This window comes from Accumulibacter sp. (genome assembly GCF_029255285.1).
GTDB lineage: Bacteria > Pseudomonadota > Gammaproteobacteria > Burkholderiales > Rhodocyclaceae > Accumulibacter.
This window is the reverse complement of record NZ_JAPUVI010000106.1, coordinates 1-22,391: the sequence shown is the minus strand read 5'-3', so window position 1 is coordinate 22,391 and position 22,391 is coordinate 1. Positions and strand designations below refer to the sequence as shown.

At 63.2% G+C, this 22,391-nt stretch carries 19 protein-coding genes; 10 read left to right on the top strand and 9 right to left on the bottom strand.

Annotation, left to right across the window (positions count from 1 at the left end):
- Window positions 1–19: 19 nt before the first annotated feature.
- From rpmI to Q1M07_RS16345, 6 genes are read left to right on the top strand one after another with little or no spacing between them, the layout of a single operon-like run.
- Window positions 20–217: a 50S ribosomal protein L35 gene (gene rpmI / locus Q1M07_RS16370; protein ID WP_300455423.1), complete on the top strand. Its 198-nt coding sequence runs from the start codon at window positions 20–22 to the stop codon at window positions 215–217.
- 12 nt (window positions 218–229) lie between these two features.
- Window positions 230–589 carry a 50S ribosomal protein L20 gene (gene rplT / locus Q1M07_RS16365; RefSeq protein WP_300455420.1) on the top strand — a complete coding sequence of 120 codons (360 nt, stop codon included), beginning with the start codon at window positions 230–232 and terminating at the stop codon, window positions 587–589.
- 49 nt (window positions 590–638) lie between these two features.
- Window positions 639–1,685: a phenylalanine--tRNA ligase subunit alpha gene (gene pheS, locus Q1M07_RS16360; RefSeq protein WP_300455543.1), complete on the top strand. Its 1,047-nt coding sequence runs from the start codon at window positions 639–641 to the stop codon at window positions 1,683–1,685.
- 26 nt (window positions 1,686–1,711) lie between these two features.
- Window positions 1,712–4,087: a phenylalanine--tRNA ligase subunit beta gene (gene pheT, locus Q1M07_RS16355; RefSeq protein ID WP_300455418.1), complete on the top strand. Its 2,376-nt coding sequence runs from the start codon at window positions 1,712–1,714 to the stop codon at window positions 4,085–4,087.
- Window positions 4,088–4,099: 12 nt separating this feature from the next.
- Window positions 4,100–4,402: an integration host factor subunit alpha gene (locus Q1M07_RS16350; RefSeq protein ID WP_015765780.1), complete on the top strand. Its 303-nt coding sequence runs from the start codon at window positions 4,100–4,102 to the stop codon at window positions 4,400–4,402.
- The gene (locus Q1M07_RS16345; RefSeq protein WP_300455415.1) at window positions 4,386–4,757 is read left to right on the top strand and encodes a MerR family transcriptional regulator; all 372 of its coding nucleotides are present in this window, start codon (window positions 4,386–4,388) and stop codon (window positions 4,755–4,757) included. The genes Q1M07_RS16350 and Q1M07_RS16345 overlap by 17 nt, the downstream gene beginning before the upstream one ends.
- Window positions 4,758–4,763: 6 nt before the next feature.
- Here Q1M07_RS16345 and Q1M07_RS16340 read toward each other — a convergent pair whose 3' ends face one another.
- From Q1M07_RS16340 to Q1M07_RS16320, 5 genes are all read right to left on the bottom strand, one after another.
- Window positions 4,764–5,105 carry a hypothetical protein gene (locus tag Q1M07_RS16340; protein ID WP_300455413.1) on the bottom strand — a complete coding sequence of 114 codons (342 nt, stop codon included), beginning with the start codon at window positions 5,103–5,105 and terminating at the stop codon, window positions 4,764–4,766.
- Window positions 5,106–5,318: 213 nt separating this feature from the next.
- Window positions 5,319–6,173 carry an archaetidylserine decarboxylase gene (gene asd, locus Q1M07_RS16335; protein ID WP_300455411.1) on the bottom strand — a complete coding sequence of 285 codons (855 nt, stop codon included), beginning with the start codon at window positions 6,171–6,173 and terminating at the stop codon, window positions 5,319–5,321.
- A gap of 139 nt (window positions 6,174–6,312) precedes the next feature.
- Window positions 6,313–7,368: a 2-oxoacid:ferredoxin oxidoreductase subunit beta gene (locus Q1M07_RS16330; RefSeq protein ID WP_300455409.1), complete on the bottom strand. Its 1,056-nt coding sequence runs from the start codon at window positions 7,366–7,368 to the stop codon at window positions 6,313–6,315.
- A 1-nt stretch (window position 7,369) separates the two neighbouring features.
- Entirely contained in the window at window positions 7,370–9,208 is a 1,839-nt protein-coding gene (locus Q1M07_RS16325; RefSeq protein ID WP_300455408.1) for a 2-oxoacid:acceptor oxidoreductase subunit alpha, read from the bottom strand.
- 11 nt (window positions 9,209–9,219) lie between these two features.
- Window positions 9,220–11,064, bottom strand: a complete 1,845-nt coding sequence (locus Q1M07_RS16320) for an FAD-dependent oxidoreductase (RefSeq protein WP_300455407.1) — start codon at window positions 11,062–11,064, stop codon at window positions 9,220–9,222.
- Window positions 11,065–11,166: 102 nt separating this feature from the next.
- Between Q1M07_RS16320 and Q1M07_RS16315 the strand changes: the two genes are divergently transcribed.
- From Q1M07_RS16315 to Q1M07_RS16300, 4 genes are read left to right on the top strand one after another with little or no spacing between them, the layout of a single operon-like run.
- Window positions 11,167–11,346: a hypothetical protein gene (locus tag Q1M07_RS16315; RefSeq protein ID WP_300455406.1), complete on the top strand. Its 180-nt coding sequence runs from the start codon at window positions 11,167–11,169 to the stop codon at window positions 11,344–11,346.
- Window positions 11,347–11,382: 36 nt separating this feature from the next.
- On the top strand, window positions 11,383–15,048 hold the full coding sequence (locus Q1M07_RS16310) for a response regulator (protein ID WP_300455404.1): 3,666 nt from the start codon (window positions 11,383–11,385) through the stop codon (window positions 15,046–15,048).
- A gap of 7 nt (window positions 15,049–15,055) precedes the next feature.
- Window positions 15,056–16,765, top strand: a complete 1,710-nt coding sequence (locus tag Q1M07_RS16305; RefSeq protein ID WP_300455402.1) for a CheR family methyltransferase — start codon at window positions 15,056–15,058, stop codon at window positions 16,763–16,765.
- Window positions 16,758–18,596, top strand: a complete 1,839-nt coding sequence (locus tag Q1M07_RS16300; protein ID WP_300455400.1) for a response regulator — start codon at window positions 16,758–16,760, stop codon at window positions 18,594–18,596. Before Q1M07_RS16305 ends, Q1M07_RS16300 begins: the two co-directional genes overlap by 8 nt.
- 33 nt (window positions 18,597–18,629) lie before the next feature.
- Here the strand turns inward: Q1M07_RS16300 and Q1M07_RS16295 are convergent, their stop codons facing one another.
- The 4 genes from Q1M07_RS16295 to Q1M07_RS16280 form a co-directional block, all read right to left on the bottom strand.
- Window positions 18,630–20,108, bottom strand: a complete 1,479-nt coding sequence (locus Q1M07_RS16295; RefSeq protein WP_300455398.1) for a hypothetical protein — start codon at window positions 20,106–20,108, stop codon at window positions 18,630–18,632.
- Window positions 20,109–20,236: 128 nt separating this feature from the next.
- Window positions 20,237–20,911: a TIGR02453 family protein gene (locus tag Q1M07_RS16290; protein ID WP_300455396.1), complete on the bottom strand. Its 675-nt coding sequence runs from the start codon at window positions 20,909–20,911 to the stop codon at window positions 20,237–20,239.
- 450 nt (window positions 20,912–21,361) lie between these two features.
- On the bottom strand, window positions 21,362–21,547 hold the full coding sequence (locus Q1M07_RS16285; RefSeq protein ID WP_300455394.1) for a hypothetical protein: 186 nt from the start codon (window positions 21,545–21,547) through the stop codon (window positions 21,362–21,364).
- A gap of 54 nt (window positions 21,548–21,601) precedes the next feature.
- Window positions 21,602–22,081: a hypothetical protein gene (locus Q1M07_RS16280; RefSeq protein ID WP_300455392.1), complete on the bottom strand. Its 480-nt coding sequence runs from the start codon at window positions 22,079–22,081 to the stop codon at window positions 21,602–21,604.
- Between the last annotated feature and the right edge of the window lie 310 nt (window positions 22,082–22,391).

Below are 22,391 nucleotides of genomic sequence, written 5' to 3'. Positions count from 1 at the left end.
CCATAGACAGGAGCAGTCAATGCCCAAGATGAAGACCAAGTCGGGAGCGAAAAAGCGCTTCACGATTACCTCCAGCGGCCGTATCAAGCGGTCGCATGCCTACAAGCGGCATATCCTTACCAAGAAGGATACCAAGACCAAGCGCCAGCTGCGTGGAATGACGGCGGTGCATGACTCGGACAAGGCCATCGTCCGCTCCATGCTGCCCTACGCGTAAAGGAGAGACGAGATGCCCCGAGTCAAACGTGGTGTGACGGCGCACGCGCGCCACAAGAAGATTCTCGCCCTTGCCAAGGGCTACCGCGGCCGGCGCAACAACGTCTATCGCGTTGCCAAGCAGGCGGTGATGAAGGCCGGCCAATACGCTTACCGTGATCGCCGCCAAAGGAAGCGTCAGTTTCGTAGCCTATGGATAGCACGCATCAATGCGGCGGCCAGGGAACTCGGCATGAAGTACAGCACCTTCATGAATGGCCTGAAAAAGGCGCAGGTCGAAGTGGACCGTAAGGTTTTGGCCGATCTGGCGGTTTTCGACAAGCCGGCTTTTGCGGCTCTGGCACAGCAGGCCAAGGCCCAACTCGAAGGCTAGTTCGACAACTCTCGGGAAAGGAGGCGTGAGCCTCCTTTTTTCGGTAAACATGCACAACTTCGACCAAATTATTCAGGACGCTTCGCTCGCCTTTGCGGCGACTGACGACCCTGACGCGCTTGAGCAGATCAAGGCCTCCTTTCTTGGTAAGAGCGGGAAGATCACGCGTTTTCTCAAGGAGCTGGCCAAATTGCCGCCCGACGAACGTAGGACCGTCGGCGCAGCGATCAACCGCGCCAAGGAAGCCGTCGAGTTGGCGCTCAACTGTCGCCGTGAGTCGATTCGTCGCGTGGCACTGGAAGCGCGGCTCGCCGAGGAGTCGCTCGACGTCACCCTGCCGGGCCGCGGGGAGGCGCGCGGCGGTCTGCATCCGGTGACGCGGACGCTGGAACGTATGGAAGGGTTGTTTCGATCGATCGGTTTCGATGTCGCCGACGGACCCGAAATAGAAGCCGACTTCCAGAACTTCACGGCGCTCAATACGCCGGAGGATCATCCGGCACGTTCGATGCACGATACCTTCTATCTTCAGGACGAGACCGGTGGCGTCGCGCCGGGCATCCTGTTGCGCACCCACACCAGCCCGATCCAGGTGCGCTACATGCAGGCGCACGTCGCCAAGCACTCGTCGGCCGAAACCATGCCCGAGATTCGCGTCATCGCCCCCGGACGCGTCTATCGGGTCGATTCGGATGCCACGCATTCGCCGATGTTTCACCAGGTCGAGGGCCTGTGGATTGGTGAGAACGTCAGTTTTGCGGACCTGAAGGGCGTGGTTGGCGATTTCCTGCGCCGCTTTTTCGAGAGCGACGATCTGCAGGTTCGTTTTCGCCCATCGTTTTTTCCCTTTACCGAACCGTCCGCCGAGATCGATATGGCGTTCATGAGCGGTGCTCTGAAAGGTCACTGGCTGGAAATCGCCGGTTGTGGCATGGTCCATCCAAACGTACTGCGGCACGTCAACATCGACCCCGAGAAGTACATCGGCTTCGCCTTCGGCATGGGGCCGGATCGCCTGACGATGTTGCGTTACGGCGTCAATGATCTGCGTCTTTTCTACGATGGCGACCTGCGCTTCTTGCGACAGTTCGTCTGACGGTGTTTTCCTGATTTCCGGCGTCCATGAAATTCTCTGAATCCTGGCTTCGCAGTTTTGTCGATCCGGCCTGTTCGGGTGATGATTTCTCTCACCTGCTGACTATGGCTGGTCTCGAAGTGGAGGAGGAAGCACTCGTCGCTCCTTCCTTCGAGAAAGTGGTCGTCGGCCAGGTGCTCGAGGTCGGCAAGCTTCCGGATGCGGATCGCCTGCAGGTTTGTCGTGTCGACGTGGGGTCCGGCGAGCCCCTGCAAATCGTCTGTGGTGCACCGAACGCGGCCGCCGGGATCAAAGTGCCTTGCGCACTTCCCGGAGCCGAGTTGCCCGGTGGGATCAGGATCAAGGTCAGCAAGCTGCGCGGTATCGAATCGTTCGGCATGCTTTGCTCGGCGCGCGAACTGGGTATCTCCGACGATGCTGCCGGGCTTCTTGTCTTGGCGGCCGATGCTTCGGTGGGCGAGGATATCCGCCGCCATCTCGACCTTGACGACCGCCTGCTGACGCTCAAATTGACGCCGAACCGAGCCGATTGCTTGTCGTTGGAGGGCGTGGCCCGCGAGGTGGCGGCATTGACCGGCGCGCCGGCGCGCTTCATCGACGTCGAAGAAGTCGCAGCCACGCTACCGCATTCCCGCCCCGTGTTGCTCGATGCTCCGGCGGCGTGCCCGCGCTACTGCGGTCGAATCATCGCTGGCGTAAATGCCGGTGCGCTCACCCCGGCGTGGATGAGGCGCCGCCTCGAACGTAGCGGCATCCGGCCGATCTCGGCACTGGTAGATATCACGAACTACGTCATGCTCGAACTCGGCCAACCGCTGCATGCCTTCGACAATGCTCGGCTCAGTGGCGCGCTGCACGTCCGGATGGCGCGCGCCGGGGAAGAGATCGTGCTGCTCAACGAGCAAACGCTGGCATTGCAGGACGACATTCTTCTGATCGCCGACGAACTCCGTCCCGTGGCCATGGGCGGCATCATGGGCGGTGAGGAGAGCGGAATCTCCTTGGCGACGACCGAGGTTTTCCTCGAGTCGGCCTTCTTTGCGCCACAAGCCATTGCTGGCCGCGCCCGTCGCTACGGCTTCGTTTCCGATGCCTCACACCGCTTCGAGCGTGGTGTCGATTTCGGTGGCACGCGGCGTGCACTTGAGCGTGCGACGCGCCTGATCATCGATATCTGTGGTGGTCAGGCCGGTCCGATCAGCGAAGCGTTGGCCGCTCTGCCCGAACGTCGGCCGGTTCGTTTGCGGCCCGCGCGGGTGGCGAGAGTCCTTGGCCTGACCCTGCCGGCCGAGCGGATCGGCGAGTTGCTTTTGCGCCTCGGTCTGCCATTCATCCGGGAGGTCGCCGATTTTGTCGTTACGCCGCCGACCTACCGCTTCGACATCGAGATCGAGGAAGACCTGATCGAAGAGATCGCACGGCTGCACGGCTACGACAACATCCCGGCGCCCGCGCCACGGGGATGGCTGTCGATGCTGCCGCAGACCGAAAGCTCCCGGTCGCTGGCGCGTGTTCGACAGATTCTGGCGGACTGTGGCTATCAGGAAGTGGTCAACTTCGCTTTCGTCGAAGAAGCCTGGGAAACTGACTTCGCCGGTAACGATCAGTTGATTCGCCTGGCTAATCCAATTGCCAGTCAGTTGAGCGTCATGCGATCGACGTTGATTGGCGGTTTGGTCGCCAACGTGGCGACCAATCTCAAGCGGCGGCAGAGTCGAGTTCGGGTGTTCGAAACCGGCCGCTGCTTTTTCCGCGATCCAGCGGGTCGCCCTGTCGCCGGATTTCGCCAGCCGTGGAAGCTGACGGCTCTGGCGTATGGCGATGCACTTCCCGAGCAGTGGGGTGTGGTGGCGCGCGACGTTGATTTTTTTGATGTCAAGGGTGATCTAGAGCGCCTTCTCGCACCGCACGCGGGCTGCTTCGAGAAAGCCGCGCATCCGGCCCTGCATCCGGGACGTAGTGCGCAGGTCGTGGTCGATGGCCAAGTGGTCGGCTTTGTCGGCGAGTTGCATCCGCGTTGGCAGCAAAAGTACGACTTGCCGTTGCCGCCCGTGCTCTTCGAAATCGAGCTCGATGTTCTGCTGCAGGCTCGTCTACCGCAGTACGCGGAGGTTTCCCGTCAGCCGCCGGTGATCCGGGATATGGCGATCGTCGTCGACCAAGCGCTTGAGTTGCAGCAGTTGGTCAGTGGCATGAAGGCCAACGCTCCATCTCTTGTGCGGACGATCAGCCTGTTCGACGTCTACGCTGGGCGGGGCGTCGAGGCGGGCAAGAAAAGCCTTGCCTTTCGCATAGTGATGCAAGATACTCAAAAAACGTTGCTGGAAGCCGAGGTCGACGCCGCAATGGGGCAGCTTACTACCTATCTGCAAGAGGCATTTGGGGCGCAGCTTCGCGTCTGAGAAGGGGGATGAATGACGCTTACCAAAGCAGAACTCGCGGACCTGTTGTTCGAGAAAGTCGGTCTCAACAAGCGTGAAGCCAAGGACATGGTGGAGGCCTTCTTCGAGGAGATTCGCAACGCCCTCGAACGTGGTGATGGGGTAAAACTCTCGGGTTTCGGCAATTTTCAGCTACGCGACAAACCGCAGCGGCCTGGCCGCAACCCAAAAACCGGCGAGGAGATTCCGATCACGGCGCGGCGAGTCGTGACTTTTCATGCCAGCCAGAAACTGAAGGGCGAGGTGGAGCACGCTTATGATGGAAGCGAGTCCTAGGGACGCGGTCAACGAGCCCTTACCGGCTATCCCGGCGAAGCGCTACTTCACTATTGGCGAGGTCAGCGAACTGTGCGGAGTCAAGCCGCATGTACTGCGCTACTGGGAGCAGGAGTTCTCACAACTCAGACCAGTAAAACGTCGTGGTAATCGCCGCTATTACCAGCATCACGAAGTTCTCCTGGTTCGCCGTATCCGTGAGCTTCTTTATAGTCAGGGCTTTACCATCAGCGGTGCGCGCAACAGGCTCGACGAGGCGGCGCTCGAAGGTGAAACCAATGGTGGCGCGTCGGCCCTGACGGTCGAAACGCTGCGTGCCGAGCTATTGAGTATCGCGGAAATGCTGCGAGTTTGAGTCTTGTCAGAAGTGGCCCCGAAAATTCGGCCAGGGGCATTGGGGCCGACGTTTTTTGTGCGAGCGGCTGGTGGGATCGGCGGATGCCTCGGGACATGAGGCCGGGAGCTGCCGCTGCTGCCGTTGGAGTTGTCGCAATCGTGGACGGATTCTCGCGTCGACGTCCTTTCGCAGGCGCTGGAACTCCGGCGATGCCATGATGATGGTTCCAGCCGCGGCGCGCAGGCGATCGAGCGCCTCGTCGGGCAGTACGAAGGGTGTCGCCTGCTCATTCACGTAGGCTGGTTCGTCCTTGTCGTCGAGCGCCGCGCACGACACATCGATGGCATAGATCCCGGCATTCGGCACGTTTTGCGCCGTCGTACAGAATCTCGTCGTACAACCAGGCGGCTGGCACGACCACCGAGCCGGAACAGAAGCACAAGCGTCAGCTAGGACGGCAGGCGAAGTGGAGTCATCGGTTTGCTCAGCTGGATGAGGAAGAGCGATCTTACATGTTCCCGCCGCCTGTGCGCAGCGCTGACGGCCTGAGGCTGTTCGTCCGTGTTGGCGTGTCGTCGATCAGGACGCGCTACCGCGGTCGGCCATTCTCTCGCCCATGCGGACCGCACGGGCGGCAGCCCAGGCCGGATCGAAGCGCAGCGTGTCCCTCGGGAACAGTAAGACTACCGTCGAACCGAGCAGGAAGCGACCCATTTCCTCGCCCTTGCGGAGCCACACTCGTTGCTCGTCGTAGCGCCATTCACGGATTTGTCCGCTGCGTGGCGGGTTGACCGTACCGTGCCAGACGGTCGCCATGCTGCCAACGATCGTTGCGCCGACCAGCGTCAAGACGAAGCTGCCGAAGTCGGCATCGAAGACGCAGACCACCCGCTCGTTGCGGGCAAACAGACCCGGGACGCCGCGCGCAGTGATGGGATTGACCGAGAACAACTCGCCGGGGACGTGAATCATGCGCCGCAGGCGGCCATCGACCGGCATGTGAATCCGGTGATAGTCGCGCGGGCTGAGATAGAGGGTAGCGAAAGCGCCATCCGCGAAGCGCGACGCCAGTTCGCCGTCACCGCCGACGAGTGCCGTGGTCGAGTAGTGATGACCCTTGGCCTGAAAAATCTGATCGCGCTCGATGCCGCCAAACTGGCTGATGGTGCCGTCGACCGGGCAGATGAAATCGGCGTCGGCGAGTGGCCGCGCGCCGCTGCGCAGAGGCCGGGTAAAGAACTCGTTGAAGCTGCGATAACTGACCGGGTTAGCATCGACTGCTTCACTGAGGTCGACACCGTAGCGCCGCACGAACCAGCGAATGACGCTGGTGCTGAGACTCCCGGCTTCGGTGTCGGCGAACTTGCCGGCGAGGGTGGTGAGTGCCTGTTTGGGAAGGAGGTATTGCGCGGTGACGGCAAGACGGTCGAACACGGCAGTGCTCTGCGGGAGGGAAGGCTACATTATACGGCCTTGCCTGCCGCAGGCGATGCCTTTCGTCCACCGACGTGGTGGCGCGCAGCGCCTCGACGGTGAGCCGATTCGCCAAGGCGCCGGACGCGCGAGGCGCTTGCTAACGCAGCGATGCGTTGATCTTCTGGAGCGCTGTCGTGCCCGGGCACAATTGGCCGGCACCCAGCGTGTTGAGGGGCTGCTCCACGGTTCCAAGTTGCCGGTGCAGGTCGCGCGAGTCGACGTCGACATAGAGCAACCCGGTGACGACCTCGCCGCGCGCCGCGTGCTCCTGGATGTAGCTCATTGCCCGGATGCGGTCGGTCGGGTCGTAGTCGGCGTGCAGCTTGCGCAGGCGAACGACCGAGCCGTCGTGCTGACGAACGTCGGTGACCTCGCCCTCACCGTAGTCGGCGGTGATCTCTTCGCGCGGCGGCCAGAAGTCGAGCCGGTTGACGGCTTCGTTGTGTTCGCGCACGTAGTCGTAGCTCTTGGTGCTTCCGGTGTGGTTGTTGAAGGCCAGGCAAGGCGACAGGACGTCGATCACGGCGGCGCCCTGATGCGCAAGTGCCGACTTGATCAGCGGCACGAGCTGCGTCTTGTCGCCGGAAAATCCACGGCCGACGAACGTCGCTCCCATGACCAGCGCAAGCGTCACGAGATCGATCGGCGCGTCGTTGTTCACCTGTCCGCGTTTGGACTTCGAGCCTTTGTCGGCGGTCGCCGAGAACTGTCCTTTGGTCAGCCCATAGACGCCGTTGTTCTCCACGATGTAGGTCATGTTGACACCCCGCCGCATGACGTGAGCGAACTGACCGAGGCCGATCGAAGCCGAGTCGCCGTCACCCGAAACGCCCAGGTAGATCAATTCGCGGTTCGCTAGGTAGGCGCCCGTGAGGACCGACGGCATGCGGCCATGGACGGTGTTGAAGCCATGCGAGTTGCCGAGAAAATAGTCCGGCGTCTTCGACGAGCAGCCGATTCCCGACAGCTTGGCGACCCGATGCGGCTCGATGTCGAGTTCCCAGCAGGCCTGGATGATCGCCGCCGAGATCGAGTCGTGGCCGCAGCCGGCGCACAGCGTCGAGATCTTGCCTTCGTAGTCGCGGCGGGTGAAGCCGACGCGGTTCTTGGTCAGGCTGGGGTGGTGTAGTTTCGGTTTGGCGATATAGGTCATTTCAGGCCACCATTCCTTCGCGAAGTGGACGGACGTTGATGCGCGAGACGCGCTCGGCGATTTCCCGGGTGATGAAGCGGGCCGTGATTGGGGTGCCGTCGTAGTGCAGGACTCGAATCAGGCTTGCCGGGTTGACGCCGGCTTCATTGATCAGCAGTGTCGTCAGTTGTCCGTCGAGATTCTGTTCGAGCACGAAAACCTTCGAATGAGCGGCGATGAAATCGGCGATCTCGTTCTGGAAGGGAAAGGCACGGATGCGCAGGGCATTGATGTAGATCCCCTGTTCGGCCAAGGCGTCGAGCGCCTCGTGCATCGCCGGGCTGGTCGATCCGTAGTAGACCGCCGCGAAACGGGCCGGGTATTTCGCCGCAGTGAGGACCGGCAAGGGCACCAGCGACTTGGCCGTTTCGAACTTTCTCAGCAACCGCTGCATGTTGTAGATGTAGTCGGCGCCGGCTTCCGAGTAACCGGCATAAGCGTTTTTCGTCGAGCCGCGAGTGAAATAGCCGCCTTTCGTCGGATGCGTTCCCGGATAGGTCCGGTAAGGAATGCCATCGCCGTCGACGTCGAGGTAGCGGCCGAAATCGGTGCCGGCGTCGAGTGCCTCACGGGTCATCACTTTGCCGCGGTCGTACTGCTGGCTGTCGTCCCAAGCGAATGGTCGGCAGAGCCGCTGGTTCATGCCGATGTCGAGGTCGGTCATGACGAAGATCGGGGTTTGCAGGCGCTCCGCCAGGTCGAGCGCCTGCGCCGACATTTCGAAGCACTCGTAAGGATCTTCGGGAAAGAGCAGGACATGTCGCGTGTCGCCGTGCGAGGCATAGGCGCAGGCGAGGATGTCGGCCTGCTGGGTGCGCGTCGGCATGCCGGTCGACGGGCCGCCGCGCTGGACATTGATCAGCACGGCCGGTATTTCGGCAAAGTAGGCCAGGCCGATGAACTCGGTCATCAGCGAGATCCCGGGTCCCGAGGTAGCGGTGAATGAACGGGCACCGTTCCAGCCGGCGCCGATCACCATGCCGATCGACGCCAGTTCGTCCTCGGCCTGGACGATGGCGTAGCGACGCTGGCCGGTGTCCGGGTCGACGCGCAGCTTTTGTGCGTAACGCATGAAAGCTTCGGCGACCGACGATGACGGGGTGATCGGATACCAGGCGCAAACCGTCGCTCCGCCGTAGACGCAACCCAGTGCGGCGGCACTGTTGCCATCGACGAAAACCTTGTCGCCCACCGCATCGCGCCGTTCGACCTTCAGTGCGACTGGCTTCAGATGCTGGCGCGCATACTCGCGCCCGAGGTTCAGCGCCTTGACGTTGGCGTCGAGCAGCTTCTCCTTGCCGTGATACTGTTCGCTGAAAAGTTTCTCGATCTCGGTCGAATCGATCTCGAGCAGTTGGGCCAAGGCGCCGATGTAGAGAATGTTCTTCAACAACTGTCGTTCGCGCGCGTCGCTGTAGGAATCGTTGCAGATCTCGGTGACCGGCATGCCGATGACGTGTATGTCGTCGCGCAGACGGCTGCGTGGGACCGCTTTTGAGCTGTCGTAGAACAGATAGCCGCCGGGGTCGATCTCGCGCACGTCCTGGTCCCAGGTCTGTGGATTCATGGCGACCATCATGTCGACACCGCCGCGCCGGCCAAGGTAGCCGTGCTCGGTCACCCTCACTTCGAACCAGGTCGGCAGTCCCTGGATGTTCGACGGGAAGATGTTGCGCGGTGAAACCGGAACGCCCATGCGCAGGATGGCGCGTGCGAACAACTCGTTCGCCGATGCCGAGCCCGAGCCGTTGATATTGGCAAACTTGACGACGAAATCATTGACCGCTTCGATCTTCTGCATGGTCGCTCTCCTCAGGCGGTTGGCTGCTGATCGGCCGGCACGCTGGCGCTGCGGCAGGCCGGGCCGGCGTGCGTCATCTGCAGCAGGAACTTCTGCATGTCCCAGGCGCCGGTCGGGCAGCGCTCGGCACACAGTCCGCAGTGCAGGCAGACGTCCTCGTCCTTGATCATCACGCGGCCGGTCTTCAGGGTTTCGGAGACGTAGAGAGCCTGGCTTGCGTTGAGTGCCGGCGCGCGCAGGCGGGGGCGCAGTTCCTCTTCCTCACCGTTGCACGTGAAGCTGATGCAGTCCATCGGGCAGATGTCCATGCAGGCGTCGCATTCGATGCACAGCTTGGGCGCGAAAACCGTTTGCACGTCGCAGTTTAGGCAGCGCTGCGCTTCCTTGAAGGCCAGTTGCGGGTCGAAACCCAGTTCCACTTCGATCCGGATGTTCTTCAGCGCGGCGCTCGTGTCGCGCAGCGGCACGCGCAGGCGACGGTCGTCCGAAATCGCGTTGTCGTAACGCCAGGCGTGGATCCCCATCTTCTGCGAGATCAAGGTCGTCATCGGATCGGGGCGTGCGGCGATGTCCTCGCCGTTGAGCAGGCGGTCGATGGAAACCGCTGCGTCGTGTCCGTGCGCCACCGCCCAGATGATGTTTTTCGGCCCGAACGCCGCGTCACCGCCAAAGAAGACGTTGGGCAGCGTCGATTGCATGGTCGCCGCATCGAGCTTGGGTAGGCCCCACTTGTCGAATTCGATACCGATGTCGCGCTCGATCCAGGGAAAAGCGTTCTCCTGGCCGACGGCGACGAGCACTACGTCGCACGGGAAATGGGCGTCCGGCTCGCCGGTCGGCAGCAGGCTGCGCCGCCCTTTGTCATCGTAGACCGAACGCACTTTCGAGAACGTCACGCCGGTCAGTCGGCCGCCGTTGTGCGTGAAGGCTTTGGGCACCAGGTTATTGAGGATCGGAATGCCTTCGTGCATGGCGTCCTCTTTCTCCCACGGGCTGGCTTTCATCTGCTCGAAGCCCGAGCGCACGATGACCTTCACATCTTCACCGCCCAGGCGGCGGGCCGAGCGGCAGCAGTCCATCGCCGTGTTGCCGCCTCCGAGGACGATGACGCGCTTGCCGATCGAAGTCGTGTGGCCGAAAGCGACGTTGGCCAGCCAGTCGATACCCAGATGGATGTGCTTCGCCGCCTGCTGGCGCCCCGGAATGTCGAGATCCTGGCCGCGCGGTGCGCCACAGCCGACGAATACCGCGTCGTAGCCTTCGGCGAGCAGATCCCTTAGCGAATGGACGTACTGGCCCCCCCGGAAGTCGACGCCGAGGCCCAACACGTAGCCCGTTTCCTCGTCGATCACCTCCTCGGGCAAACGAAACTTCGGGATCTGCGTGCGCATCATGCCGCCGGCGCGAGCGTCGCCGTCGTAGATCACCACTTCGTAACCGAGCGGTGCGAGGTCGCGGGCGACGGTCAGCGACGCCGGACCGGCGCCGATGCAGGCGACGCGCCGGCCGTTTTTCTGCGCAGCGGGTGTCGGCAGCCGGCCGCGGATGTCCTGCTTGTAGTCGGCGGCGACGCGCTTCAGGCGGCAGATGGCGACTGGCTCCCGGCGGCTCTGGCCGTCCGCCGTCTCGTCCTCGACGCGCGCGCGACGGCAGGCCGGTTCGCAAGGACGGTCACAGGTTCGTCCGAGGATGCCGGGAAAGACGTTCGACACCCAGTTAAGCATGTAGGCGTCGCTGTAACGGCCGGCGGCGATCAGCCGAATGTACTCGGGAACGGGCGTGTGGGCCGGGCAGGCCCACTGGCAGTCAACGACCTTGTGGAAATAGTCGGGCGCGGCGATGTCGGTGGGCTTCAAGACGAACGCTTCCTTTCCTGTCACGAGTCTGGAGCCACAGCCTCTGGCCCCCACAAAAAAGAGCTCTCATAGTAACTCGCCGTCGCGGCGCTGAAAAGACGTATGTTTCATGGCGATGTCCTGATCGCGCGTCGGTCCCGGGCCGTTGCCGGGAGCGTGGTCGGACATCCGCCGCAGGCGCTGTCGGTGCACGGCGGTTTCGCCATGCAGGCCGGTGGCCCCCAGCGCTTGTCCGGCGGCTGGCGGCGCTTTGTCTTCGACTGGCATTCCGGAGTAAGCTAAAGGCAAAACCGTGGCGTGTTTCGAAGGAGGTCGTTGATGTTGCATTTTCTCAACCAATTCACGATCCGGCAGAAAATCCTCGGCCTGATCTTCGTCGCGCTGCTCGGGGCGGTGAGCACCGGTTTCGAAGGGATGCGCGGTACCGCCACGATGAGCGAACTGGCCGAAAAGATGTATTCCGACCAACTGCAGCCGATCGCTTGGGTGGCGGTCGCCAATCAGAACGCCATTGCCGTCAACCGCGCCGATTATCGCGTCGCCGTCGAAACCGAGGCGACGCGCCTGCGCGAAGCCGCGGGTAACCGCGAGCGCTTCGAGAAAGAGGCGATGCGATTGCTCGACCTCTACCGGAGGGGCGATCTGACGCCCGCCGAGACGGACGCCTTGAAGCGCTTCGACGTGGCTTGGCGGGCGATGAATGCGGTATGTCGGCAAGTCGGCGACCTAGGGCGCGGCGGTGCCGAGCGGGACCTCAAGCCGGCGCTCGATCTGATGGCCGGCGAATGCCGGCCGAAATTCCAGGTTGCCGACGACATCCTGAGCGAAATCGTCGACATCAATCTGGCGCGCTCCGAGCAGGCGATCAAGGTCCTTCGCCAGCAAGGTAACGACGTGCGCGACATCGAAATCGCCGTGCTGGTCGTTACCGGCGCGCTGCTGCTCATCCTCGGGACGGCCATCTTGCGCAGTACGCTGCGCCAGTTGGGCGGCGAGCCGGCGCGGGTGCGCGACGTCATGCAACGGCTGTCGGGTGGCGATTTGTCTACCTTGCTGCCGATCGAGCCCGGCGATACGGAGAGCATGGCCTGTTCGATCAATTCGATGATCGGTACGCTGGCGCGCCTTGCGGTACGCGCCGAGGCCATCGGTCGAGGCGACTTCTCCGAGGATGTCCCGCTGCTGTCCGAACACGACCAGCTCGGCAAGTCGATCGACAGCATGAACCGCATGCTGCGTGCGAGCAAGCTGGCGGACGTCGGTCGCAACTGGATCAAGGACGGCTACAATCATTTGTCGACCGAGTTGACGGGCGGCCTCTCGCCGCAGCAGGTGGCTGACACGGCAATCCGTGTCGTTGGCCGCTACCTCGCGGCGGGGCGCGGCGTGCTTTACGTCTTTCGGCCTCAGGAGAATTGCCTCGATCTGCTGGCGAGCTACATGTACACCGAGCGTCCCCGCCTGGGGAATCGATTCGCCGTTGGCGAAGGTGCGGTCGGCCAAGTGGCGCGCGAGAAAAAACCGATTATCCTGACCGCTGTCGACCCGGATGCCGCACCGGTCGTCACCGGAACGCTGAGCGCGCTTCCCTGCTATACCTACACCTATCCGTTGCTGCGCGAAGGGCTATTGCTGGGTGTGGTCGAACTGGCCAGTTTCGAGCGTTTCGATGAACTGCAGCGCGAGTTCCTGCTCGGTGCGGCCGACATGATCGCCTCGTTTCTGCAGGCGGCGGAACAGCAGGAAAACGTTCGCCAGTTGCTGGTGGTGGCGGAACGTGCAGAAAAGGAGGCCAGGCAACAGAGCGAGCGCCTGCAGGAAGCGAATGCCCGCATGGAGGAACAGCAGCAGCAGTTGCAGCAACAGGCCGAGGAGTTGCGACAGAGCAATGTGCAACTCGAGGAGCAGCAGCAGCAGGTACAGCAGCAGAGTGAGGAACTCGAACAGACCAATTCGCAACTCGAGCAGCAACAGAAGCGACTCGAACAGAGCAACCTCGAATTGCGCAGCTCGCGTGAAGAACTGGACGCCAAGGCGCGGCAACTCGAATTGTCCAGCCAGTACAAATCCGAGTTTCTGGCCAACATGTCGCACGAACTGCGCACGCCACTCAATGCCATCATTCTGCTTTCCAAGATGATCGCCGGCAACGCCGGCGGTCGCCTGAGCAGCGACGAGGTCAAGCAGGCCGAAGTCATCCATCGCTCGGGAGAGGATCTTCTGCATCTGATCAACGACGTGCTCGATCTTTCCAAGGTCGAGGCCGGACACATGGAAGTTCATCCGGCGCGGGTTGACAGCGCGGCGCTGAGCGAGAGTTGCCGCGACCTGTTCGAACCTGCGGCGCACGAGCGCGGCCTGACCTTCGACGTCGAGGACCACATCCGGGGCAGTTTCGTCAGCGATGTGGACAAGATCGGCCAGATTCTGCGGAACCTGTTGTCCAACGCGTTGAAGTTCACCAAGAAAGGAGGCGTCAGTCTGCGGCTCGAACGTTGTTCTGGCGACGCGCTACCGATCCGGATAGAGGTCCGCGACACGGGAATCGGGATTCCCCTCGAGAAACAGGCCTTGATCTTCGAAGCCTTTCGTCAGGCGGATGGCTCGACCTCGCGCCAATATGGTGGTACTGGCCTGGGCTTGACGATCAGCCTGCGCCTTGCGCAGTTGCTGGGCGGGACCATCGAGCTGGCAAGCGCACTTGGCGAAGGCAGCGTATTCAGCCTGCGGCTACCGGAAAACCCCACAGATCAGCCGCTTGCCGCAGCGGCACCGCCGGCGCCGCCGCCGACGGCAGCCGAGCGGGTGATCGCTCCGCTCGACGATCGCGACCAATTGGCTCCGGGCGATCAGGCGATCCTGCTGATCGACGACGACCTGGCGTTCGGCGATGCCTTGCGGCAGCTCAACCGCAAACTTGGTTACAAAACGCTGCTTGCGGCGAACGGGGCTGATGGCATCGAACTGGCGCGCCGGCATCGACCAGCGGGTATATTGCTCGACCTCGGCTTGCCGGATATGGATGGCAGCGAAGTCCTGCATGCCATAAAGTCGAGTGATCTGGCGCCTATTCCGGTGTATGTCGTGTCGGCGCGCGACCGCGACGCGGCACTGCTGCGCCAGGGAATCGTCGGCTACCTGCAAAAGCCGGTCAACGCCGATCAGATCGCTCGTGTCGAAAGCGAGGTGATGGCGGCGCGATCTGCCGTCCTGGTGGTCGGCAGCGGCGCGATAGACGCCGCCGAAGTGTTGCGTATCATCGGTCCGCGTTTCGGCCAGGTGCGGCAATGCGCTGCCGGTGAGGCGTTGCGCGCCGCGCTACGCGAGCACCGCTGGCGCTTGGCACTGGTCGCGCTGAGCGGGCAGGGGGCGGACGAGGGAGTGGCGATTGCCGAAAGCATCCGCCAGGCGAGCCCGGAGACGGCTATTCTGTTTTTCTCGCCGCAGCCGGTGAGCGAAGCGGACGAGGCGCGCCTGCGCAGCTACAGCGACAGCATCATCGTCAACACGCCGCAGGCCGATCAGCGCTTGCTGCGCAATATCGAGCGTTTCCTGCTCGAAGTGCCGCAAGCGGCGCCCAGCACGACAGTCGAGGATGGTCACCAGCGTCTCGCCGGGCGAAGCATCCTGGTGGTCGACGACGATCCACGCAACCTGTTCGTCATCACGGCCGCCCTCGAGCAGAACGGCGCCAGCGTGCGCAGCGCGATCAACGGGAAGCAGGCGCTGGTGCTGCTGGCCCAGGCCGCGGTCGATCTGGTCATCACTGACATCATGATGCCCGAGATGGATGGCTATCAGACGATCGCCGCCATTCGCGGCACACCCGGTCTGGCCAACATCCCGATTGTTGCCTTGACTGCCAAGGCGCTGCCGGAAGACAAGAAGAGTGTGCTGGCGGCGGGCGCCGACGACTACCTTTCGAAGCCGGTAGACTACGAAGTTCTGGTCAACATGGCGTCCCTATGGTGTGCGAAGCGCTGAGTCCGGCATGAGCACCGCTCTGCTGTCCACTGGCCAGGCGAACCGGGTCGGCGTTCTCGGTCGTCTCACGTCGGCTGCCGAACAAGCCGAGTTGTTGTCGTTGTTGGCCGCGTACGAGGCAAAAGCGGACGAGCCTTTCGAAGTGGACGTCTACGACGCCGAAACCTTGCCCGCGCCAGTTGTCGAGGCGCTGATCCGGCTGCTCGACCATGGTCAGCCGCTAATCATCGTCGCCTATCGTCCGCTGTTGGCGCATTGCCTGATGCGCCTCGGTTTGCCGGTGCGACAGGTTGCCGGTCCGAGTCCGCCGGCGCCTTTGGCCCGTTGCCGGGCACTGGTGGTCGGAGGCTCGGCACAGAGCCTGGATAAACTGCTGCAAATTGTCAGCGGTTTACCGGCCGGCGAGACGACGGTTTTTGTCGCGCAGCACGTGCGGGAAGACCAGATCAACCTGCTCGACCGATTGCTCCAGGTGCGCACCGATTATCGGGTGGTGATGCCACAGCACCTGGTGGCGGTCGAAACGTCGACCATCTATGTCGCGCCACCGGGGTGTCACCTTAAAGTCGCGCATGGGCTGGTCTATCTCACCCGCGACGGCAAGGTCAACCATGCCCGGCCGTCGATCGATGTGCTCTTCGAATCGGTCGCCGGCGAGTACCGCGAGCAGTGCCTGGGGGTACTGCTGTGCGGTTTCGGTAACGACGGGGTCGCGGGTTGCGCTGCTCTCAAGGAGGTCGGGGCCTGCGTCGTCGTCGAGGACGGCGACGAGTGTGGCGCAGCGCGCGTGCTGCCCGATGCTGCTTGGGTGGCCGGGCGTTTCGACCACGTCATGAAGTGCGCCGGGATAACGAGCTTCGTCGCGGCGGCGATCGCCGGGTTTCAGGCGGCGCCAAGCGGCCGCCTGCTGGATTTGTTTCTCGAAGCGCTGTGGCGTCAGTACGACTACGACTTGCGTGGTTACCAGCGGGACAGTCTCGAAAGGCGACTGAAGAACCTGATGGGACAGTTCGGCTTGCCGGGTTTTGCCGATTTTCAGCGCGCCGTCCTGTCGCAGCGTCCGCTGTTCGAGCGCCTGGCGGCCGAAATCTCGGTCGGCGTAACCGGCTTTTTCCGTCACCCCGAGCAATTCCGGCTGCTGCGCGACGATATCCTGCCCTACCTGGCGAGCTTTCCGGTCCTCAAGATCTGGTCCGCTGGCTGTGCCACCGGCGAGGAAGCCTTTTCACTGGCGATCCTGCTCGACGAACTGGGGCTCCTGCCGCGAACGCGCCTCTTCGCCACGGATCTCAACGCGTACTACCTCGATCTCGGCAAGGGCGGTCTGTTTCCCACCGCAGGTTTGGCCGATAGTCGCCGCGACTACCTGGCCAGTGGCGGGCCGGGTCGCTTCGATGATTACGTAGAGCATTACGGTCGCTGTCTGAAAGTGCGGGAACGCTTGCGGCAGACGGTCCTTTTTCACCGCCACTCACTGCTCAGCGAAGGAGTGTTCAATGAATTCCAACTCATCGTCTGCCGCAACGTTATGATCTATTTTGATAAGGAGACCCAGCGGAGAGTCCTTGCCTTGTTCGCGCGCTCGCTGCATCCGGACGGCTTTCTCGTGCTCGGTCCACGCGACGGCCTGATCCATATGGCCAGCGAGCATGGCCTCGTACCTCATTCGACTAGCGCGCACATCTACCGCCTGCAGAGAGGCGGCGCGTATGCCTGAGAACTTCCTGATTCTTGTGGTAGACGACAACGCCAACAACCGATTCACGTTACGTGCGCTGCTTTCCCGCTTGAGTGGTTGCGAGGTCATCGAGGCCGCTTCCGGCGAGGAGGCGCTGATGCAAACCGTTGCGCGCAACGTGCACCTGATCTTGCTCGATATCCAGATGCCCGGTATGGACGGATTCGACACGGCGCGTCACCTTCAGATGACGGAGCGCACGCGGAACATTCCGATCATCTTCGTGACCGCGGTGTTCAAGGCTGACGAGTTTGTCAAAAGAGGTTTCGCCCTCGGCGCGGTGGACTATCTGACCAAACCGTTAGAAGACAATCTTCTGCTTTCCAGGGTGCGCTTGTACCAGATTCTTCATGCTCGTGAGAGCCACCTGGCGGCGACGGTCGAACAGTTGCGCCAACAGGAACTTGCCTTGATCGCCGCCTTGAACCGCGCCGAAGCGGCAAGTCGCGCGAAGAGCGCCTTTGTTTCGAACATGAGCCACGAGCTGCGCACACCGCTCAACGCGATCATCGGGTTTTCCGAACTGATGGCCAAGTCCAAGACGCTCGGCGAGACCGACCGGAAGAACCTCGAGATCATCAATCGCTCGGGCGATCATCTGCTGGCCTTGATCAATGATGTGCTCGAAATCTCGAAAATCGAGGCTGGGCGTGTCGAGCTCCTGGAGGGAGCAACCGACGTCGGACGGCTGATGCGCGATGTCGTCGAGCTGCTGCAAGCGCGCGCTCTGCGCGCCGGACTCGCCCTGACGGCGGACATCAAGCGACTGCCGGGTGCACTGCGCGTCGACGCGACCAAGCTGCGGCAAGTTCTGCTCAATCTTCTCGGCAACGCCATCAACTTCACCCGGCAAGGCAGCGTCACCCTCGCCGTTGACGGCGAGCCCGCCGAAAACGGCGCCTTACGACTGGCCGTCGAAGTACGGGACACGGGAATCGGCATCGCGCCCGAGGACCAGAAACGAATCTTCGAACCCTTCACCCAGATCGTGACTCATTCCACCTCTTCCGGTACCGGCCTGGGGCTGGCCATCACGCGGCAGTACCTGACGATGATGGGTGGCGAGCTCGAAGTCGAATCGACTCCCGGCGTCGGCTCGACCTTCCGTTTTGTCCTGCTGCTGCCGGTGCTCGAAGAGGTCGAGACGGTGCCGGACGAGAACGACTCGACACCGAGCGCGCTCGATCACGGCAAACGTATCCTGATTGCCGATGACGACGCGGATGCGCGCCAGTTGCTGGTCCAGGTCCTGAGCCCGCTCGGCTTTATCCTCGCCGAAGCGGCTGACGGCATCGAGGCGGTCGAACTGTCGGCGAGTTTCGCTCCCGATCTGGTCATCATGGACTGGCGAATGCCGAAACTGGATGGCTTGCAAGCCGCGCAGCGGATCAAGGCGCAGCTTGGCAAGCCGCCGCCAAAGATCGTGGTGTTTTCGGCCAGCGCCCTCGAAGAGCAACGGCGCACGGCGATGTCGGCCGGAATCAGCGATTTCCTGCGTAAACCGGTGCGGGAGAGAGAACTGTTCGATGTGCTGGCGGCGCATCTCGGGCTGCATTTCCGATATCGCCAGCCGGACGAAACCGGCCCCGCGGCGGCCAGCGAGGCGGCGGAAGCCGCCGTCGGAATCGCGGATCTGCCGTTCGAGGTCAAACTGGCCCTGCGCGAAGCAGTGGCAGAACTGAACCCGGAGAAGGTCAGGGCCGTCCTGGCACGTGTCGAAGGCGATCGACCGCAACTTGTCAGGCGTATCGGACGCATGAGCGACGAGTTCCAGTTCGAGGATCTGTGGAACCTGCTGCAGAAGGACTGAGGGCGCGCGGCCTTCAGCCGTAGCCGGTTTCGGTCAGCGGGCGGCGGCCGCCGCCAGCCTGGCTACTTCGGCGTTGAACTGGCGCACCGCCGTCATCACTCCTTGCGCATAGGCTTCGCGGTCGATCGTGAAGAGAAACGCCGCTGAACGCTGCGGCCCCTTGCCGGCGCCGTTCGGGCTGCCCGAAAAATCGGTGGCAAGGGGCGTGGCGTCCGCCGTCCGGGTGAGCTCGCCTGCCTTTTCGCTGACGTCGAGCATGGCTTCCCTGGTTACCGCTCCGGGGAAGCCTGGGGTCGTCCGCGTGGTGCTTTGCCCGAGCCAATACGCGCTGGCGAAGATCAGATTCATTCCCGGCGTCAGCACGCCGGAAACGGAATCCGGCCGCTCAGCCTGGCTACCGCGAGCCCATACCTGGGGCGAACTGAAGACATAGCTCGGAATGACCAGCGTCGCGTCCGGAAACCTGCTCCTGCCGCCGGACTGAAACTCGGCCAAGACACCGAAGCTCAGCCCGCTCTTGAAATGCTGTTGGTCACTTGGCGCGGCCGTAACATGCGTCCCGTCGAATTCCGATCGGCTGGGCATCGAGTCGGCGGCCTCGCGCTGTGCGTTGCGAACATAGTCCCGTTCCCTGACGTCGGCGTAGGTAAGAACGGTATAGCCTGCCTGCCGCAGTTGTCCGATGAAGTCTTCATAAGCGGCCTTGGCCAAGCTCTGCGCATAGTCCTTGTCGATTCCGCCGACCCGGTAGTCGACCCTCATCTGGCCGTTGCGCTGGCCGTGCCGAAGGGCGCCGGGGGGGGCGCCGCTCGCCGTGCTCTGGCCGGCCGCGAGCAGGCTGACGAAAGCGGTAGGAACGACAAGCGTCTTGCCGGAATCCCGCAGATCTTCGGGACTGACGACCTCGACCTTGATGGCGGATGATCGGGCAGGCGAAGTGGTCGAAGCGACGGTCGAGAGTGTTTTATTGACCGAGGGTGCTGTCTTCACCGATGCAACACCGCTTGCCGCTGCAGCGGTGCCGGTCGACAGCCCAGCGGCCGGCGGCCGTGCCGGGGCCGACGGATCGCCGGCCGAACAGCCCTTGCTGAGAAACAGTTCGGTCAGGTGTTCCTTGCGTCCGAGCGCCTGTTTTTCGCGTTCTGCTGCTTCCGCGGCACTCAACTGGAGCTGCTGTTCGGCGAGCTTGGCGGTCGTTCGGCTGGTGATGCCGGCCAGGATGGTTCCGGCGAGGCCGCCAATCGGGCCAAACAGGCCGACGCGGGTGGCCAGTTCGGCGGCGGCGACGCCCGCCGCCTGACCAGCGGTGGCGGCAGCTTGGCCGGAAAACTGAGTGGTATGGGCGTCGGCGGCGATCTTCTCCATCTCGCCGCGCTCATCGTAGAGCTGCTGGCAACTCAGGTCGTTGTCCGTGATCTTCAAGCGCTCTATGGGTGCCAGCGCCTCGGCTTGCGCGCCGCCGGCGCAGAGCAGGAGCGCACTTGCTGCGCGAGTCAGGAAAAGGCGGTTCATAGCGGGTTCTGCCTTGGTCAGGATCGTTTGTCTGTCGAAACGTGCCGCAGGTCACAGCCAATGGTCGGAGGCGGGCCGCGATCGGCGGGGCGTTCCGGGCCTCGGCGCACGGACTGTGGTGGCCGCTTTCAGTACGGAACGTCCAGTGCCGCGCAGAGGAAGCGGGTCAATGGAGCGGCGGCGGCGAAGCGCTGTGCCGCCAGATCGACCAGCCCAGGAGCTGTGACTTCGGCGGCCGACAACCCGGCCAGACCGATGAAGTCCTTGCGTTTGATGTCGTCGATCGCCGGATGGTCGACGGTGTAGCCGCGCGGCGGCCGGGCCAGGCTCTCGCCGGCCAGCGTCCAGTGTGCGGCGAAGTGCGGATCGTCGCGGGCGGCCAGCCAGTGCTCGGGATGGGCCGTGATGTGGGCGCGGATGCGCCCGAGCGCGCTGGAGTCAGGATGCCAGCAGCCGGCGCCGAAGAAGCATTCGTCGGTCGCGATGTGCAGGTAGAAACCCGGAGCATGCACATCCCTGCCGAGTTCGTGGCGGAACTGGATACCGATGTTGGTCTTGTAAGGGCGCTTGTCGCGCGCGAAGCGCGTGTCACGGTGTACGCGCATCAACGAGCCGCCCATCCGGCGCGGGTCGGCGCGAAAGCGCGGGGCAAACCTTTCCAGTTCGGGCGCCATGGCGGCAATGAAGCGCAACGCTGGTTCGCGGACCAGGGATTCGTAGCGTCCCTGGTTGGCTTCGAACCACGGGCGCTCGTTGTTGGCGGCGAGTTCGTCGAGAAAGTGGATGGTCGCTTGGCTGAACATGAACGCTGATCCTCCCTGGCAGTCGGGTTTCCTCATGTCACACAATGACATGAACACGCCTAACAAATCGCTTATGGGAAGGCGACCTTCCCGCCACGCCTTGGCGCATGACCTGGCGGCGACGCCCGCCGTTGCTGTCCCGAACCCCTCATCGCACCTTGCCGACGCATCTCGCCCGAGCTCGGTCGTGACCGTCGGCCGGGCGCTGCCGGTTCGCGATCCGGCACGCGGGAAATAGACGCCGCCAGAGGTGGTATTTTGACCGTTTGGCGGTTCGACGGGAAGAGCGGGAGTGAATCGGATCTGTCTGCTGGAGTCTCGAACGGCGATGGTGCGGCGTTCGGGGCGGGCACCGTGTTGCGGCGGTAGCGCCGGTTTGCCGATGCATCGCCAGCCGTCCCGGCGGAAGGGCGCGTCGGCTGCCGCGACCGGGCCCCAGTCGAGACCGAATCACGCCGACTGCTTGCACAGCCGATCGGCGTCGTCGCCCGGAATCTGCTGTGCCGCGTCGCCGTCCGGTGCGTCGCACCAAGCGAGGCGCAGACGGGAAATCTCTTCGTCGAAATCGGTTTCATTGATCCGCCCGGCGTCGGCCAGCGTCGCGAGAGGCGTCACCGAGGTGGACAATTCGCGCAAGTTGCCACTCCAGCGCGCTTGCGCCGGGCAGGCGAGGCGAAATCGTTTACTTCCCTACGCTGTAGCCGGAATGGCAGGGATGGCGGGAAGCGGCAAACCCTTGCGTGTGGCGGCGATGACGGTACCGAGGTACTGCCACGACATCGCCCAGTACCTCGTGGCGATTCGTCCGAGGCGTTTCGCACAGATGCCGCAGCCGGTCAACGTCGGCCGCGTGGCGTTCACGCCCAGGCAGCTGTCGTCGTTGATCGCAAGGCCTACGCAATCGACCAGGCTTTCGTCGCCCGGATGGCGCAGCGATTGTTCGAATCCCAGGAAATTTCTGCTCCACGGGTCGATGTCGAGGCGGAAAAAACCGCCGCCCTTGGCGAGGTGGATCTCTTCCTGGCGGCCAGCTAAGTCGACGGCGCTGACGGCAAGGTAGGTGGCGTTGGGGAGGGCAACGCCCGTTTCGTCCGCGACGTCGGCGGTGGCAAGGAGACGAGCGGATTGCCCGAAGGTCAGCGCCGGCTGTGGCGCGAGGTGAAGGCGCAAGAGCTTCGTCCCACTCACCTTCACCGTGAGCTCGGATCGGCGCGCCAGCGGCCAAGCCGGTGTCGGCCGGCAGGCGGATCGTCGCGTCGCCGGTGGTGCCGGGGCTTCGGGGGGAAGAGCAAGCACCGCGTCGAGGTTACCGGCCACGCTCCGCTGCAGGCAAGGAGGACGGTGCGTTTGCGTCCCCGGTGAATGTCAAGCTAGTTGTCGCGTGAACTTATGCTGCCAATGGCATACTTCGGGTGCCTTTCGGGAGGGTCTCTGGTTTGCGCTCGGGGTTAAGGGTGACCGCGGGTGCGGGCGTCCAGTG

Bases quoted from the DNA above. Each gene is read 5' to 3' on its own strand.
- Q1M07_RS16290 (WP_300455396.1), bottom strand. From the start codon at position 20,911: ATGTTCAGCCAAGCGACCATCCACTTTCTCGACGAACTCGCCGCCAAC.
- Q1M07_RS16300 (WP_300455400.1), top strand. From the start codon at position 16,758: ATGCCTGAGAACTTCCTGATTCTTGTGGTAGACGACAACGCCAACAAC.
- Q1M07_RS16350 (WP_015765780.1), top strand. From the start codon at position 4,100: ATGACGCTTACCAAAGCAGAACTCGCGGACCTGTTGTTCGAGAAAGTC.
- pheS (WP_300455543.1), top strand. From the start codon at position 639: ATGCACAACTTCGACCAAATTATTCAGGACGCTTCGCTCGCCTTTGCG.
- rplT (WP_300455420.1), top strand. From the start codon at position 230: ATGCCCCGAGTCAAACGTGGTGTGACGGCGCACGCGCGCCACAAGAAG.
- Q1M07_RS16310 (WP_300455404.1), top strand. From the start codon at position 11,383: ATGTTGCATTTTCTCAACCAATTCACGATCCGGCAGAAAATCCTCGGC.
- pheT (WP_300455418.1), top strand. From the start codon at position 1,712: ATGAAATTCTCTGAATCCTGGCTTCGCAGTTTTGTCGATCCGGCCTGT.
- Q1M07_RS16305 (WP_300455402.1), top strand. From the start codon at position 15,056: ATGAGCACCGCTCTGCTGTCCACTGGCCAGGCGAACCGGGTCGGCGTT.
- rpmI (WP_300455423.1), top strand. From the start codon at position 20: ATGCCCAAGATGAAGACCAAGTCGGGAGCGAAAAAGCGCTTCACGATT.
- Q1M07_RS16345 (WP_300455415.1), top strand. From the start codon at position 4,386: ATGGAAGCGAGTCCTAGGGACGCGGTCAACGAGCCCTTACCGGCTATC.
- Q1M07_RS16330 (WP_300455409.1), bottom strand. From the start codon at position 7,368: ATGACCTATATCGCCAAACCGAAACTACACCACCCCAGCCTGACCAAG.
- Q1M07_RS16295 (WP_300455398.1), bottom strand. From the start codon at position 20,108: ATGAACCGCCTTTTCCTGACTCGCGCAGCAAGTGCGCTCCTGCTCTGC.
- Q1M07_RS16325 (WP_300455408.1), bottom strand. From the start codon at position 9,208: ATGCAGAAGATCGAAGCGGTCAATGATTTCGTCGTCAAGTTTGCCAAT.
- Q1M07_RS16315 (WP_300455406.1), top strand. From the start codon at position 11,167: ATGTTTCATGGCGATGTCCTGATCGCGCGTCGGTCCCGGGCCGTTGCC.